14 protein-coding genes and 2 pseudogenes are annotated in these 14293 nt (G+C 52.5%); 9 read left to right on the forward strand and 7 right to left on the reverse strand.

From position 1 onward, the window contains the following. A pseudogene (locus A7E48_RS02275) lies at positions 1-447 on the reverse strand (hypothetical protein); the annotation flags it as partial. Between the two features lie 56 nt (positions 448-503). On the opposite strand from A7E48_RS02275, the gene A7E48_RS02280 reads away from it, so the two are divergent. Together A7E48_RS02280 and A7E48_RS10715 are read left to right on the forward strand one after the other, a co-directional pair. Continuing rightward, a complete protein-coding gene (locus A7E48_RS02280; RefSeq protein ID WP_068168947.1) occupies positions 504-1916 on the forward strand; it encodes a S41 family peptidase in 1413 nt (470 codons plus the stop codon). Between the two features lie 205 nt (positions 1917-2121). Beyond that, entirely contained in the window at positions 2122-2652 is a 531-nt protein-coding gene (locus tag A7E48_RS10715; protein ID WP_083147137.1) for an O-acetyl-ADP-ribose deacetylase, read from the forward strand. On the opposite strand, the gene A7E48_RS02285 is transcribed toward A7E48_RS10715, so the two are convergent. Both A7E48_RS02285 and A7E48_RS02290 read right to left on the reverse strand, forming a co-directional pair. Then, positions 2584-3360: an amino acid permease gene (locus tag A7E48_RS02285; RefSeq protein WP_068168951.1), complete on the reverse strand. Its 777-nt coding sequence runs from the start codon at positions 3358-3360 to the stop codon at positions 2584-2586. The genes A7E48_RS10715 and A7E48_RS02285 overlap by 69 nt on opposite strands. Before the next feature lie 199 nt (positions 3361-3559). After that, the gene (locus A7E48_RS02290) at positions 3560-3832 is read right to left on the reverse strand and encodes a hypothetical protein (protein WP_068168955.1); all 273 of its coding nucleotides are present in this window, start codon (positions 3830-3832) and stop codon (positions 3560-3562) included. A gap of 179 nt (positions 3833-4011) precedes the next feature. On the opposite strand from A7E48_RS02290, the gene A7E48_RS02295 reads away from it, so the two are divergent. Together A7E48_RS02295 and A7E48_RS02300 are read left to right on the forward strand one after the other, a co-directional pair. After that, positions 4012-4938: a patatin family protein gene (locus tag A7E48_RS02295; protein WP_068168957.1), complete on the forward strand. Its 927-nt coding sequence runs from the start codon at positions 4012-4014 to the stop codon at positions 4936-4938. A 39-nt stretch (positions 4939-4977) separates the two neighbouring features. Beyond that, positions 4978-6327, forward strand: coding sequence for a nitrate/nitrite transporter (locus A7E48_RS02300; protein ID WP_158004384.1), 1350 nt, complete (start codon positions 4978-4980; stop codon positions 6325-6327). Positions 6328-6406: 79 nt separating this feature from the next. On the opposite strand, the pseudogene A7E48_RS10720 reads toward A7E48_RS02300, so the two are convergent. Beyond that, a pseudogene (locus tag A7E48_RS10720) lies at positions 6407-6826 on the reverse strand (excinuclease ABC subunit UvrA); the annotation flags it as partial. 146 nt (positions 6827-6972) lie between these two features. Here A7E48_RS10720 and A7E48_RS02305 point away from each other — a divergent pair. Both A7E48_RS02305 and tpx read left to right on the forward strand, forming a co-directional pair. Next, the gene (locus tag A7E48_RS02305) at positions 6973-7965 is read left to right on the forward strand and encodes a DMT family transporter (protein WP_068168962.1); all 993 of its coding nucleotides are present in this window, start codon (positions 6973-6975) and stop codon (positions 7963-7965) included. A gap of 63 nt (positions 7966-8028) precedes the next feature. After that, entirely contained in the window at positions 8029-8526 is a 498-nt protein-coding gene (tpx, locus tag A7E48_RS02310; protein ID WP_068168965.1) for a thiol peroxidase, read from the forward strand. 208 nt (positions 8527-8734) lie between these two features. Here the strand turns inward: tpx and A7E48_RS02315 are convergent, their stop codons facing one another. Further along, positions 8735-9061: a branched-chain amino acid transporter permease gene (locus tag A7E48_RS02315; protein WP_068168968.1), complete on the reverse strand. Its 327-nt coding sequence runs from the start codon at positions 9059-9061 to the stop codon at positions 8735-8737. Then, a complete protein-coding gene (locus A7E48_RS02320) occupies positions 9054-9773 on the reverse strand; it encodes an AzlC family ABC transporter permease (protein ID WP_083147139.1) in 720 nt (239 codons plus the stop codon). The genes A7E48_RS02315 and A7E48_RS02320 overlap by 8 nt, the downstream gene beginning before the upstream one ends. Positions 9774-9969: 196 nt before the next feature. Here A7E48_RS02320 and A7E48_RS02325 point away from each other — a divergent pair, with 196 nt between their 5' ends. Together A7E48_RS02325 and A7E48_RS02330 are read left to right on the forward strand one after the other, a co-directional pair. Next, positions 9970-10428: an OsmC family protein gene (locus A7E48_RS02325; RefSeq protein WP_068168969.1), complete on the forward strand. Its 459-nt coding sequence runs from the start codon at positions 9970-9972 to the stop codon at positions 10426-10428. A 120-nt stretch (positions 10429-10548) separates the two neighbouring features. Further along, the gene (locus A7E48_RS02330; RefSeq protein WP_068168971.1) at positions 10549-12036 is read left to right on the forward strand and encodes an amino acid permease; all 1488 of its coding nucleotides are present in this window, start codon (positions 10549-10551) and stop codon (positions 12034-12036) included. 98 nt (positions 12037-12134) lie between these two features. On the opposite strand, the gene A7E48_RS02335 is transcribed toward A7E48_RS02330, so the two are convergent. Next, on the reverse strand, positions 12135-13472 hold the full coding sequence (locus tag A7E48_RS02335) for a DUF2252 domain-containing protein (RefSeq protein WP_068168973.1): 1338 nt from the start codon (positions 13470-13472) through the stop codon (positions 12135-12137). Positions 13473-13628: 156 nt separating this feature from the next. Between A7E48_RS02335 and A7E48_RS02340 the strand changes: the two genes are divergently transcribed. Continuing rightward, complete coding sequence (locus tag A7E48_RS02340; protein WP_068168976.1) at positions 13629-14264, forward strand: thymidine kinase; 636 nt, start codon at positions 13629-13631, stop codon at positions 14262-14264. Positions 14265-14293: the final 29 nt, after the last annotated feature.

Below are 14293 nucleotides of genomic sequence, written 5' to 3' on the forward strand. Positions count from 1 at the left end.
GCGTGTATGGGCGGGTGTTTGCGGTGGTTCGGGGGTTGGTGTTTTATGCGGCTGGGAGGACTTTTGAATAAGCCTCATAATTTTTTCACTGGATGAAAAACGAATGGCTTGGATCTTTCCTAAATGTTGATGCAACGTTGCTTCTAAACGAGGGTCAGTAATGTCTTTGAGTAAGGCACGATAAATCTGTTCTGCTTCTGGGTATCTTTCTAGGCCTCTAAAACAGTCAGCTATGAGAGCCTGCTGGCGAGTTGAAACGGACTTCTTTTCTAGCAGTCGAAAAGCTTGCTCTGGATAGCCCGTCCATAATAATTCCAAAGGAACAGACAGATTATCTTGCTCGAATGCTTCTCTGAAAAGAGTATGGTCGTTTATTTCGGGAAGTAACGTTCTGCCAGAAATAATCCACCCAGGACCACCCTCTATGTCGTAAATAGGTTGAAACATTAGTTCGTCCCCTGCAGACTCGCTTGGTTGTTCAAAACTAAAGTTATAGTAAATCCATGGTGGCTTTTAACTTAGATTCATCACTCACCCTATACCTTGAATTCGAGGGGTGGCTGAGTGAATCAATGCTCAATCTTATTGCGCAAGAAATTGATGAGTATGAGGCTGTCCTGGGCACCAAAGTAAAGGTGGGCGAAGCACCCCAAGGCGCGCCCAAATGGCGTATTGAAGAAGTACCTCAAAAGGAATTTCCGTCGTTGACATGGGATGACAAGAACCTCATTCTAACGAGTCACGTCAGTGATGAAAACCAGTTCCTTGCTTCTCTCAGTTTGCTTCAGTCCCTTGCTAATTCAGCGGACGGCAGAGTTCACGGGAAGCAACCTGAAACCGTTGAAGACGCCATCGAACTCCTCATTCAACAGTGCAAAAATACCTACCCTTATTTCGAATTACGAGAGTTGGACTGGGATTCCGTTCTCGCCAAAGCACTTTCAAATCTGCCACTTGCCTGGGATGAATTTGGCGTTTGGTCTCAGGAACTAGTTGCTCAACTCGGGGACGCTCATACAGCTGTTATCGACAGCCGTTTATGCGGTTATAACCCGCCTTATACAGGAGAACTTAGAGACGGAATAATAGTGCTCACCGAAGTACCTCCTCATTCAGCTGCTGTCTTAGCTGGGGTCCAGCAAGGCTGGGCTATAGAAGTTGAAAACGCAGAATTTTGGGAAAGAATAACAGGTGCCTCGCCTCAGCAATATAGATTCATCACTGCTCGCAACGCGATGGCAATTCCCCAATCTTCACGTGTTTTTCATGCAGTATCTTCGGATTCAACTCAGCAAGCGTCATGGCTAGAAGAAGCACCACTGCCCTCACTTCCCGAGGTTTTCCAACTAAGAACCCTCGATGAGCACACCGTTTATCTGAAGCTGACAAGTTTTCTTTCCGGTACAGGTATTCCAGAAGAAATGGAAAAGCTCTGTAGAGAGTACTCCGGCGATAGCACCCTCATTCTCGATCTCAGAAATAATACTGGCGGTAATATCCAACTTGCCAACACAATGCGTAGCTATTTTCTTCGGGAGAAAATATTGATTGGATATTCTTCCTTCACCACCGGTACGGGTAAGTTATCCAAAAAGCGGGAGCGTTGGGCTGAGCCTCACCCTTCTTCCCGATGGAAAGGCAAACTTATAGTTCTGGTCAATGCTATGACGTATAGCGCTAGCGAAGATTTCCTCTGGGGTCTTCAAGGGCTAGACCACGTCCAAATCTTGGGGACGACGACCGGCGGTGGTAGCGGACGCCCGCGTGAGCTACCCCTCGGCCCGCATCTTGATTTGCGCCTTAGCACCTGTATTACCTACGACCGCCACAAGCGTCCCATCGAGTTCTTTGGAATAGAACCAGATGGGGGTATCCCGGATCATCTAGAACAAAAACTTAGTCAAATGCATCGATAATCCAACCCTCTGATATCGAGTAAAAACCGCTGCCTCATCCGTAAACAGAACAGTTCATAGCACTCTGAAAAAGTACACCGTTTCAGCAAAAATACATGCTGCAGATTGTATTTTTGTGGGAAAGGTGTATTTTTGGCAGAGGGTGCGGAAAGCTTTTGTATAAGTATGGCTCTGCTACATACATTTTAGGTTTGAGGAGATTCGCATGAAGATTAAGGTTGTATCCGGTGACATCACGGTGCAAAAGGTAGATGCGGTCGTCAACGCCGCTAATTCCAGTCTGATGGGCGGTGGGGGAGTCGACGGTGCTATCCACCGGGCGGGCGGCCCTGCCATCCTCAAAGAGTGTAAAGAACTACGCGCGAAGCAGTATTCCACTGGTCTACCGCCCGGACAAGCCGTGGCAACGACCGCTGGCGATTTACCTGCGCATTGGGTGATACATACGGTTGGTCCCGTCTATTCAGCCCGAGAAAATCGTTCCCATATTTTGTACAGCTGCTATGAGAATTCACTCAAAGTTGCCGCCGAGTTGGGAGCGCGTTCGGTAGCATTTCCAACGATTTCCGCCGGGGTTTATGGTTGGCCGATGGACAGCGCCTGTCAGATTGCGGTTGACGCTATCCGCACCTTCGAGCAACACCACCAGCATTTATTGGAAGAGGTGCTACTGGTAGCTTTCAACCCCGACGCACGAGCCGCCTATGAACGGGCGTTGGGCGCGCCGTCGTCCTAGTTGCCCTCCATTCATCGAGGGCAAAAAGGAGAGGGCCACCCTGAGGTGGCCCTCTCCTTGCATATGACCGCGAACGCTAGCCTTCTGGCGTACCAGGTAGTAACCAATCACTGAGGCGTGCAGTAGTACGAAAGCAACCAGCGCGCCCATGTTCACCAGCGAGGAGAGCAAATCAAGACCGTCGGGGCGGGTAGAAGTCCACAGTGAGACGCCAATGCTGCAACTAGCAACTACAATCACAGCGAGTGAGGGAACCTGGCGCTTGGCGCTGACCTTGGATAGAGCGGTAGGTAGCTGACCTGAGCGAGACATATCGAGGATGATGCGGGTGCCTGCAGCCTGACCAACCATGGCGCAGAAAGCCATGCCGATGCCCGCAATCATAAAAGCGATGGAAGGCACCAGCACGTAGTCGAGAAGAATCATCCAGCCGGCAATGTAGCCGGTACGCGGACCAATGCCGGCGTTAGCGTAAGCGAAGACTGAGTCAGCGCGAGGTACTTCGCGGGACATCCGCATGTAGCTCGAACCGGTCAGTGCTAGCGCGAAAGTAGCCACGAGATAGACGGTTGCTACTGCGCCATTTGATTTAGCATCCAGGGTTCCGAAGATACCGATGGGAGCCAGCGGACCAATAAATACGAGGCCCATAAAGATAAGTTGCGACATGCTCAATGATCGTTTGAGCTCGCTACTGGAAGTAGTCATAAGCAGAAAAAACTCTAGTAATTCTCAAAACGTTCTTTGGCATTCGCCAAATCTCATATATTGAACGCCCCGTTATCCAGGTCGCACGTCAACCTTCCCCTTACCCATTCTTAATAAAAGAGGAGGAGACCCGCGGGTCCCCTCCTTATTGCACAAAAGATATTCAATGAAGCTTAGAAAAGTCTGGCTAAAGACTTTTCTAGAAATCGCAGTTTTCCTGGAAGCGACGCTTCCCTGCGATAGTAAGCCAAGCTCCAGCGCCCACTGCAACGGTGCCAAGACCGGCTTTTTGCAGTACCTCCCCAGCAGAATTTTCTGGTGTCTGCTGAACCTGGGCGATATCTTGAGTAGATTCTGTTTGCTGGACTGATTGATGCGATCCGGTTCCAGTGTCTGCTGTTGCCGGAGTTAGAACGAGTGATAGTCCACCAAGTATGAGCGCAAAGAGTGCGCCCCAGAAATGATTTTTCATCAAATTTTCCCCTAATTAGATGATTATTTGTCCCTATTTACTTATGTGCACAACTAAAAATTCTACCCACTTGGGGGACATGAAACTATGCGTCTTTAGTTGATTTTGAGGGCAAGAATTGCAAAGTCTTTCATCCTTAAGACGGAGGCACACGACACCCACCCACTAAAGTGATGTATATGCACACAACCCTGGAAATCATCCGTCAGCGTCATCAAAGCGGCTCTCAACCCGGTCAACGAAACGACGACGCGCGGCTCGTCGTCGTTCTTGAAGGCGGCTCCTCTCGTGCAGCTTTTGGCGGTGGAATGGTAGGAGTGTTGGAGGAGCACGGACTGCTTCCCGTTTTTGACGCGGTATATGGTGTTTCTGCTGGGGCGCTCAATGGGGCATGGCTCATTTGCGAAAAAGCGAATGAGAACATACACGGCTGGTGGGCGCCTGAATCGATAAAAGAGATTATCAAGCCTGCAAATTTTGTGCGGGGCAAGCCCATCGTCAACGGCGATTTCCTGGTGGACGAAATGTATGAGAGTTTCACCCGCATGGGTTTTGAGGAAATTCTGGCGAGCCCGGTGGAGTACCACCCCCTAGCCACGGATGCCGATAGCGGCGAATCCGTTGATCTTGCGCCGTTTATCACAGACCGCGCAACCCTGAAAACCGCCATGAAAGCAACCACGCGCATTCCGGTACTGTCGGGGGATCCGGTTTCTCTCGGCGGGCGCCGCTTTATTGACGGGGGCATGGCAGAGAATATTCCCATCGAAACGGCGCTCGCCCAAGGCGCCACCCACTTGCTGGTGCTGAGAACGCGCCAGCCCAGCGTCGATTTAGCCAGCACCCATAAACTTAAACAGCAAGCTGTGGCTCTCTGGATGAGAAAGAACGCCGCTGGGGCATTACACACGTGGGAGAACCGCAACCGGCGTAAGCAACAGCTGGAAGTTCTTTTGCGCGATTCACCCCAGGTGTTGCAAGTTGCTCCGCCAGAGGGCGCCCCCAAAATTTCTATGATTGGGCAAGCGACAGAAACTCAAAAACTTGCGGTAGAGATGGGCAAAGAACAAATGCGCCAGGTGTTGCGAGAAACAGGTATCAGCTAAATTACTTTTCCTTGACCGACTGATTGAAAGATGATGAGAATGCACAAAACCAGTAACCTCAAATTTTTGATGTGGGCACTGAGCGTTCTCACCTACGTCCTGGCAGCGGTCAACCGTAGTTCGTTCTCTGCGCTCGGAATTGTTGCCCAGGAGCATTTCTCGGCGGAGGCTGCTCTAATATCTACCTTCGTGGTAGTTCAGCTAGCGGTCTATGCCGCCGCACAGATTCCTGTGGGCATTTTGCTGGATCGGCTCGGCGCTAGCGTCATGCTTTGTGCTGGATTGTTTCTGATGGGGTGCGGGCAGTTCATGATGGGCATGAGTTCCTCGGTACCCTTAGCCCTTGCCGCTCGCGTGTTTGTAGGCGCCGGCGATGCCTGCATATTCGTCTCGATGATCAAAGTTATCTCCGACTGGTTTAGCGCCAAGGTAATCCCCAGTATCAACCAGATCAGCGGTTTGATTGGGCAAAGCGGCATGCTCATTGCGGTGACACCCTTGGCGGCATCAGTAGCTTTGCTGGGCTGGACGGGCGCGTTTAGTTCCCTTGCCTTGATTGCGCTTGCTTTGATGGTGCTGATTTTTATCTTGCTGAAAGATACACCGGGTAGCCTTCCGCTGGCACGACGTCTTTTTAAACCTCAAAATACTGCCACCGAACAGCGCACCTCAGCTACCACCGTGGCGGTCCCGATTACCGATGCACTTCCTGTATTAGGTCCTGGTTCCAGCGGAATAGTGCCAGCTTTGAAATCACTGCTCAAAAGACCCGGCGTACGTCTAGGTTTCTGGGTTCACTTTGCCACCTGTTTCTCCACCAACTCATTTGTGTTGCTGTGGGGCTTACCTTTTATGACCGGTGGGCTGGGCTATTCATTCGCCACAGCCTCAACTATCGTGAGCCTCAACGTGGTAGCGCTTATGGCAGCAGGGCTGATTGCCGGGCCGCTTTTCACCCGATTCATACGCCAGCGCGTAGAAATCGTCACCGGTCTGGTAGCTGTGATTGCCGCCCTCTGGTGTGCTGTACTGCTGTACCCCGGTGGCGCACCTGTATGGCTGATGACGCTCACCGCCATGATCGGCGGCATAGGAGGCCCTGCCTCCATGGTGGCTTTTGAAGTCGTACGCACCCACGCACCGTATACTCAGCGGGGAATCGCCACAGGCATCGCCAACATGGGCGGCTTCCTCGGCGCGCTCGTGAATGTTCTAGCCATCGGTCTCATTCTGGACTTCACCGGGGCAGGGACACCTGACACCTACAACCTAGAATCTTTCCGGTGGGCCATGGCATTCCAAGTACCCCTGATGATTCTGGGCATCACCATGATGCTAATCGAGCGTCCCAAAGCGCAGAAATACTTGCGCGAAAAGGGTTTGCGCTAAGCGGTGTACCGCGCCAAATGCTGACCAGTGAGGGTCTCCTTCTGTGCCACCAAATCGGCAGGAGTACCCTCAAAGACCACCGTTCCGCCGTACGAGTACCCTGGGCGCTCACTGTCGCCACATTGAAGGAGTAAGCATTGGGACCACCAATAAAAGGTTCTGCCACACGGGAGAACAAAATACGCAACAGCGCAGTAGCATCGGTAGCAGTCCCCACGGTTGAGCGCGGATTACCGCCCATCCGCTCCTGATCGACGACGATCGCCGTCGTCAACCCCTCCAAAATATCCACCTCGGGGCGCGGCAAATTAGGCATAAATCCCTGCACAAACGCCGGGTGCGTCTCGTTAATCAACCGCTGCGACTCAGCGGCAATCGTGCCAAAAACCAGTGAAGATTTACCCGAACCCGAAACCCCTGTAAAAACCGTGAGCTGACGTTTAGGGATCTCAACATCCACACTCTTCAAATTGTTCTGATGGGCACCGCGTACACTAATAAATTCCTGATGAACGGCGGGGGACTACTCTGCGCTCACGCTAACTCCAATGATTGAAGGCGAAAATAATTACCTTCATACTAGACGGGGGAGTCCGACAGGACGAGTAAAGTAAACCATGTTGAGCAGGTAGAAGAAGGTACTTTATGGCAGGTCTATTTTTTGGCATTTTCATTGGGTTACTACTCCCTATTCAAACCTGTCTCAACTCGCGGTTACGCCAGTCCGTAGGGTCTCCCTATCTCTCGTCGTTGGGTTCCTTCTTCGGTGGAACGCTTTTTCTGGCTGCGCTCGCTCTGGTAGTAGAGGGTACCGTTTTCTTTTCCTGGGACGACGTTGCCCAGCAGCCGCTGTGGATTTGGTTGGGTGGTCTTTTCGGCGTCATTGGACTCACTACTAACATTCTAATTTTTCCCAAGCTTGGCGGAGTTCAAACCACTGTGCTGCCGATTTGCGGGCAAATCCTGATGGGACTTCTCATCGATCATTTCGCATTGTTCGAAGCTCACCGGGCGGCGCTGACTCCGTTGCGCGTCATCGGCGCGGTTCTGGTTCTCGCCGGTGTAGTGGGAGCTGTTACGTTGGGTGGGCAACGTATTTCTCGCCAGTCTTCTAAAACCCGCGAGGCACGTTCAAATACCGGAGCACTGCGCCAGGTTTCTGCAAATTCATCTCCCCAAGCGGAACCTTCGCTCTGGGGGTGGCGCGCTTTGGCTTTGGGTACAGGGTTTCTGATGGCATCACAGTCTGCAATCAATGGACATCTAGGAGTGCTGATTGGTTCGCCCACTCAAGCCGCTTTAGTGTCTTTCACCGTGGGCACCACTGTCCTATTTCTTCTGGCATTGGTGTTACGTCTGAAATTCCGCGTTCGCGTGCCTGACGGGCAGAAAAAGAACCCCTGGTGGATGTGGTTCGGCGGGGTTCTGGGCGCTATTTATGTCTTTGGAAATGCTTTCCTTGTTCCTCTCCTGGGAACGGGACTTACCGTGGTCGCCGCATTGGTTGGCATGATTTCTGGTTCACTTCTTGTCGATAAATTGGGGTTACTCCAAGCACCCAAGCGCCAGGTTGGTTTGGCGCAGGTGCTCTCACTTGTACTCATGCTGGGCGGGGTCGCTTTGATTCGTTTGGTCTAACCACGGCATCCTCAAAATATAAGAGGGCTTGCTAGTTGTGCGCTAAAGCAAGACAATGGAGCTATGGCACAAACTAAATTTCAAGGAAATACTGTAAATACCAATAGCGACCTTCCCTCGGTAGGATCGCAGGCACCTGAATTCACCGTCACCGGCTCAGACCTAGCTGATATTTCAGCAGCTGACTTCAAAGGCAAGAAGATTGTACTCAACATCTTCCCCTCGGTAGACACCGGCGTATGCGCTCAGTCAGTTCGCACCTTCAACGAAAAGGCAGCGGACCTTGATAACACCGTAGTACTGTGCGTTTCCAAGGATTTACCCTTCGCCCACGAGCGTTTCTGCGCAGCCGAAGGCATCGAGAACGTAGTTTCCGGTTCAGCATTCCGTAGCTCATTCGGCGAAGACTTCGGCGTACTTCAGGCAGATGGCCCCATGAAGGGTCTTCTGGCTCGCGCTGTGATTGCACTGGATGAAGACGGCAAGGTTATCTACACCCAGCTCGTTCCCGAAATTACTGAGGAACCCGACTACGAAGCAGCTTTGGCAGCTCTCAAGTAATCATTTGCTTATTGTAAGAAATGCTCGGCATCGTCAGGTGCCGAGCATTTTTGTGTGCGGAGAGAATTGGGTTTAAGCGGTTGTTCCTGGCGTCCGGCGCAGTGTCGGCAAGCAATCCCTCTCGCATGGTTCGCTAGCGCTCACTAATGCGATTCACGCCAGACCCGACCAGCTTGCCTCACACTGCGCCGGGCTAACGGAACAATCCCTAAAACACCCAGTTCGCCAAGACCACGCAGGTCGCCGTGCCTAACAAAAGGCTGAGCGCAATGTTCTTGCGCCACAGATGGACGACCACCGTCACCACCGCTGCAATCAGGTAGGGGAGCGCCGTCGTCGTGGAGGAGTAATCAATTTCTGCCATCACGTAGACGCCCAGAATGAGGATGGCACCCATGGGAATCCACGCTGCTAAATCGGCAATGAGCTTGTTATCTTTGAGAATACTTTTGATGCCAAACGGAATGAGCCTGAGAACGAAAGTAATTCCTGCGGCGATTCCTATGGCGCTGAGAATATAAACGGTACTAGGCATCGGTATTCACCTGTGTTGCGGATGGGGCGTGCTTGGCTTCCACGAAATGTCGGATGGTCAACAACACGACGAGCATGAGCAGCGCAATGAGCAGCATAGATTCTGGCGCAATAATCAGCGCGAAAACAGCGGAGAAAACCGCAGCAATCGCCGTCTTGTTGTCTTTGACAGCACTGTAAGAATCGATGGAAAGAATCAGGAACATCCCCGTCATCACAAAATCAACGCCCTTGAGGTGGCTCAGATATGAGGCACCGAGAATTGCGCCCAGCGTTGAACCGAAGACCCATGAACCCCACAGCCCCAGGGATACGGTGAGAACTCGGGACGAGCTAAAACGGTGGGAATTCGGGCCGGTATTGAGGGCGTAGGCTTCGTCGCTGAGCAGATACATCGAGAGGAACTTGCCCAGTACCCCGTTGACGTTCTGCACAGGGAAAGAGATGCCGTACACCAGATGGCGGGCGTTAATAAGCAATGTGGTGGAGGCAATGAGGGTGAGCGGCGCCATCGAAGCAATCATGCCGACCAGCAGAAACTCTACCGACCCGGCGTACACCAAACCCGAGAGAATCGGCGCAACCCACCAGGGCAAACCTACCGACGTAACGAGAACACCAAGGCCTAAACCCATGGTGATGAAGCCTAGGAACATCATCCCTGCAACTTTGAGGCCCTCCCTGAACCCGCTTTCCTGCGGCGTAGCGCTCACTATGCCCGCCTTCCTCACAACCCTTATTTCTGCTACTCAACATAGCAATGCTATAGCGCCTGAGCACCACGGCTCATACTGCCGGTTCACCTCGTGGAAATAAGAGGGGAGTTAGAGTTGTTAGAAATAGCAAAGCAACTACCCCTACAGCCTGGCGTAGCGTCGGTAGGCAATCCCTATTACCTTAAGGAATCTCATGAGCGAATCAAACACTGTAACTAACAGAGAGAGCGATCCGAATTATCGCTCGGTCAAGGTCGAGCGAGTTGAAAAGCAGCGTTACCGCGCAACTAATAGTGAAGGTGCGTCGGTGGAGTTCGGACAGGGTGAGGGCCTGCTGAATCCGGTGGAGATGCTCCTGGCTGCTATCGCCGGTTGCTCCGCCATCGACGTCGATGTGGTGACCTCCCGCCGTTCCGAACCTGAGGTGTTCGAGGTAAAACCTTCTGCGATAAAGCTCAATGAGGACGGCGCTGTGCGGCTGGACGACGTGGAGGTCAGCTTCAACGTGCGATTCCCCAACGATGCCAAGGGCAAGCAAGCCGAGCAGTTGGTTGACAGACTGATGAAGCTTTCGCATGAGAAAGACTGCACGGTGTCCCGCACCGTTGAATACGGCGCGAACGTCCGGTTTATCAACGAAAACGCATCTTAAATAAAATCAATTCAAGCACCGAGAAAACACTGATTTCTCGGTGCTTGTTTGTTTCTACAGTGGTAATCTGAAGTTTGTCTTAATTACCCTTAGATTTTCTTAAGACCGGAAGGTCGGATTATGTCTGAACGCGTGAGGGAAGAGCTGCCCCCGTCAGAAAAGCAGCTAAACCGCGGTCTCAAGAGCCGCCACATGCAGATGATTGCCATCGGCGGCGCCATCGGTACGGGTCTGTTCGTTGCCTCCGGTGCAACCGTGGCAACAGCCGGTCCAGGTGGAGCTTTGCTGGCTTACTCTGTTATCGGTTTGATGGTTCTTCTGCTCATGCAGTCCTTGGGCGAAATGTCGGCGCATTTGCCGGTTCCCGGTTCTTTCCAGACGTTCGCGACCCGCTACGTCTCGCCGTCCTTCGGTTTTGCTATGGGCTGGAACTACTGGTTCAACTGGGCAATTACCGTGGCAGCGGAACTGGTAGCTGCCGGTATTGTGATGAATTTTTGGTTGCCCGATGTTCCTAGCTGGGTGTGGGCAGCGAGCTTCTTGCTCATTCTCTTTCTGATTAACGCGCTGTCCGCTCGTGCTTATGGTGAAAGCGAATTCTGGCTGGCGACAATCAAGGTGATTACCGTGATTGTCTTCCTGATTGCAGGCGTCGCCATGATTATCGGTATTTTGGGCGATAATTCACCCGGTTTCAGCAACTGGACTACCGGTGACGCTCCTTTTGTGGGCGGCTGGATGTCTATTATCTCCATCTTCATGATTGCGGGATTCTCCTTCCAAGGCACCGAAATGGTTGGTGTTGCCGCTGGCGAATCGGAGAACCCCCGCCGCGACGTCCCCAAGGCAATCCACTCGGTTTTTTGGCGGATCTTGTTGTTCTACATCGGTGCGTTCGTCATTATCGGTTTCTTGATTCCTTACACCGACCCCAACCTTTTGCGCTCGGACGCCACCGACATCGCGTACTCACCCTTCACCCTGGTGTTTGAACACGCTGGTGTGGCGATTGCTGCTTCAGTAATGAACGCCGTCATTCTGACCGCTATTCTCTCTGCAGGCAACTCCGGTCTGTACGTTTCCTCCCGTATGCTTTATTCGCTGGCGATTGAGGGTAAAGCGCCCAAGATTTTCTCGCGTGTTAACAGCCGTGGCGTTCCCATGCCCGCGCTGATTGCTACTTCCGCCGTAGGTCTCTTTGGGTTCCTCACGGCAATTATGGGCGAGGGCAAAGCCTACGAATGGCTGGTTTATGTGTCCGGTCTTTCAGGTTTTATCGCCTGGGTTGGCATTGCTATTTGCCACTATCGCTTCCGCCGCGCTTACCTTAAGCAGGGAAAGAGCCTCAAAGATCTTCCCTACGTTGCACCATTCTTCCCTTTGGGGCCGATTATCGCTTTCGTCATGTGCGCCCTCGTTATTGTGGGTCAGAACTACGAAGCGATTTTTGCCGGCGACTGGGCAGGTGTTGCCATGGCTTACATCGGTTTGCCCATCTTCCTTGCTCTCTGGCTAATTCATAAGTTCGTGACTCACGACAAAATGGTTCCGTTGGAACAGGTCGATGTTTCTGGCATTGACGTCGAAAGTCAGCGTTTGGTCGACTAGTTGGCTCTGACCGGCTCGGAGTTGAGCATAAAAGCGCCGCGCGTCCTTTCCAGTATGAGGGAGGACGCGCGGCGCTTTTGCTCTGCGGCTAAACCGGGTTAGAGGGCGTACTGCACGGGGAGCTGCCCTTTTTCAACCGCTGCCCGCAGGGCATGAAAATCTTCGGTACAGGTTTGTGCGTAGGTGTGAGCGAACTTTCCTAGCTGATGGTCGAAGAACTTATCTGACTCGCAGTAGACGGCGATGTCGTCGATATGGCGGGACTGTGCGTGCGCACGAGCCAGCAGAGAAGCACAAATCTTAGCGGTCTGCTTGAGGCCATCGCGGTCGAGTGCCGAGAGGTTGATGGACCCCTTCATATCGCGGAACTGGCGTACATAGTAGTCGGTGGTACCTCCCTGGCGGGTAGGTACATTCTCAATCCAGCCGAGGAAAGGGTCTGACTGCGACTGCATCACGCGCTGACCAGCTACCACACGGAAACCATTGCCCATGGGGCGATCGGGGAAGCCGAGCGACTCGGAGGTCTGCTCAATCTTGCCGTAGCTGTGCAGAACGGTGTCTTGAGCTTCTTTAATCTGGATGAAGAGCGGGTTCTTACGTTGGTCTTCAAGGAGTGCAATAAAGCAGCGTGTGCCCACCGAACCTACACCCACTACGCGAAGCACGTGGTCGCGAATCTTGAAGTTACGCAGAAGGTAGCGAATATCTGGGCGGGCAGTGTATTGGTATTCGGTCCAGAGCCGTTGCAGGTCTTCTTCTGGAATCTCATTGTGGTGCATAGTTAGCGGGGGCTGATCGATAATGCGGTGGTTGCCGTTATCATCTTTGACAGCAAATTTGTGGAGTGCTTGCTCGGAGTTGCGTGTGCGTGCCTTGCGCTCGAACTTGTCAAAGAGCGGTTTGTATTCTTCTTTGATGAGACTCTCGAACATGTCCGTGTTCACACGCGAGTAATAGCGGTTGAGCGCGCTTTCCTCGTTCATACGCAAGATGGTCTGGCGGTAGTACTTAGATGTTTTCTCAGCCAAGACGGTGGCGGTTTCTTCAGACTCGCCGTTGTCGGTTGCTGCAAGGTACACCGAGGTAGCCAGGCGTTTGAGGTCCCATTCAAAGGGGCCTCGGCCAGCTTCGTCAAAGTCGTTGAGGTCAAAGAGCAGGTTGCGTTCGGGCGAGGCGAAGTAGCCAAAGTTACCGATGTGCGCATCGCCGCAAATCAGCGGCATGACGCCGGAGTTCGGCATGGTGGAAAGGTCAGCTGCCATGGGGCCGGCTGTTCCGCGATAGTAGGCGAAGGGCGACTCGGACATACGCCCAATACGTACGGGAACCAACTCGGTCAACCGTGATTTGTTTTGCTCGGTGATGATACTGAGCGGGTCCCTATCTCGTGCAGGGGGAGCCATCAGAGCTTCAATATCACTGTGCGAAATCATCGTTAAACCTTATGCGTTGGTTGCGGTTTGCCTACACAAGTATAAAGGCGGATGGTCTGCATGGGCGTGCCGCAACTCGTTCTTCTCATCTCACTTGTGCTGGGTAGCGAATTGTTTAGCTAGAATTGCAGGAGTTCTTTTGAAGGAAGGTCTCTGGTGGCAAAGCTTTATTTCCGATACGGCGCAATGAATTCCGGCAAGTCAACGGGGCTTTTGCAGGCTGCTTATAACTATGAGGAGCGCGGTCAGCGGGTTCTGATTGCTAAGCCTCAGTTGGATACGAAGGGCGACGCAGATGTCGTCTCTCGCTTGGGGGTAACGCGCCACGTTGACTTTTTGATTGGTGCTGAGCAGAACGTGCGGGAGCTTTTCTTGCATGCTTCGGATAATGCTCACCCTGATTCGGCGCACCGGCATTTGCCGGTTTCTTGCCTGCTGGTGGATGAGGCGCAGTTTTTGACGTCGAATCAGGTGGATGATTTGATGCGTATTGCTGTGCTCGATGGCGTGCCAGTGATGTGCTACGGAATTCGCACGGATTTTCAGACGCGGGCATTCCCGGGGTCTGCGCGTCTTTTGGAGATTGCGCATACGCTGGAGGAGCTGAAGACGATTTGCCGTTGCGGCAAGAAGGCGTTGTTCAACGGACGCACGGTGGACGGCAAGTTTGTGTTTTCCGGGTCCCAGGTAGCAATTGACGGCGTTCACGTGGGATATGAGTCCCTGTGTGCCAACTGCTACCTGGAGGAGTCTGGGGGAGTGCTTAGTCCTAATGGAATAAATGGTTTATAGAGACATAATAATTTTTGGTGTGTCAATAT

It is taken from the genome of Rothia sp. ND6WE1A, assembly GCF_001683935.1.
GTDB lineage: Bacteria > Actinomycetota > Actinomycetes > Actinomycetales > Micrococcaceae > Rothia > Rothia amarae.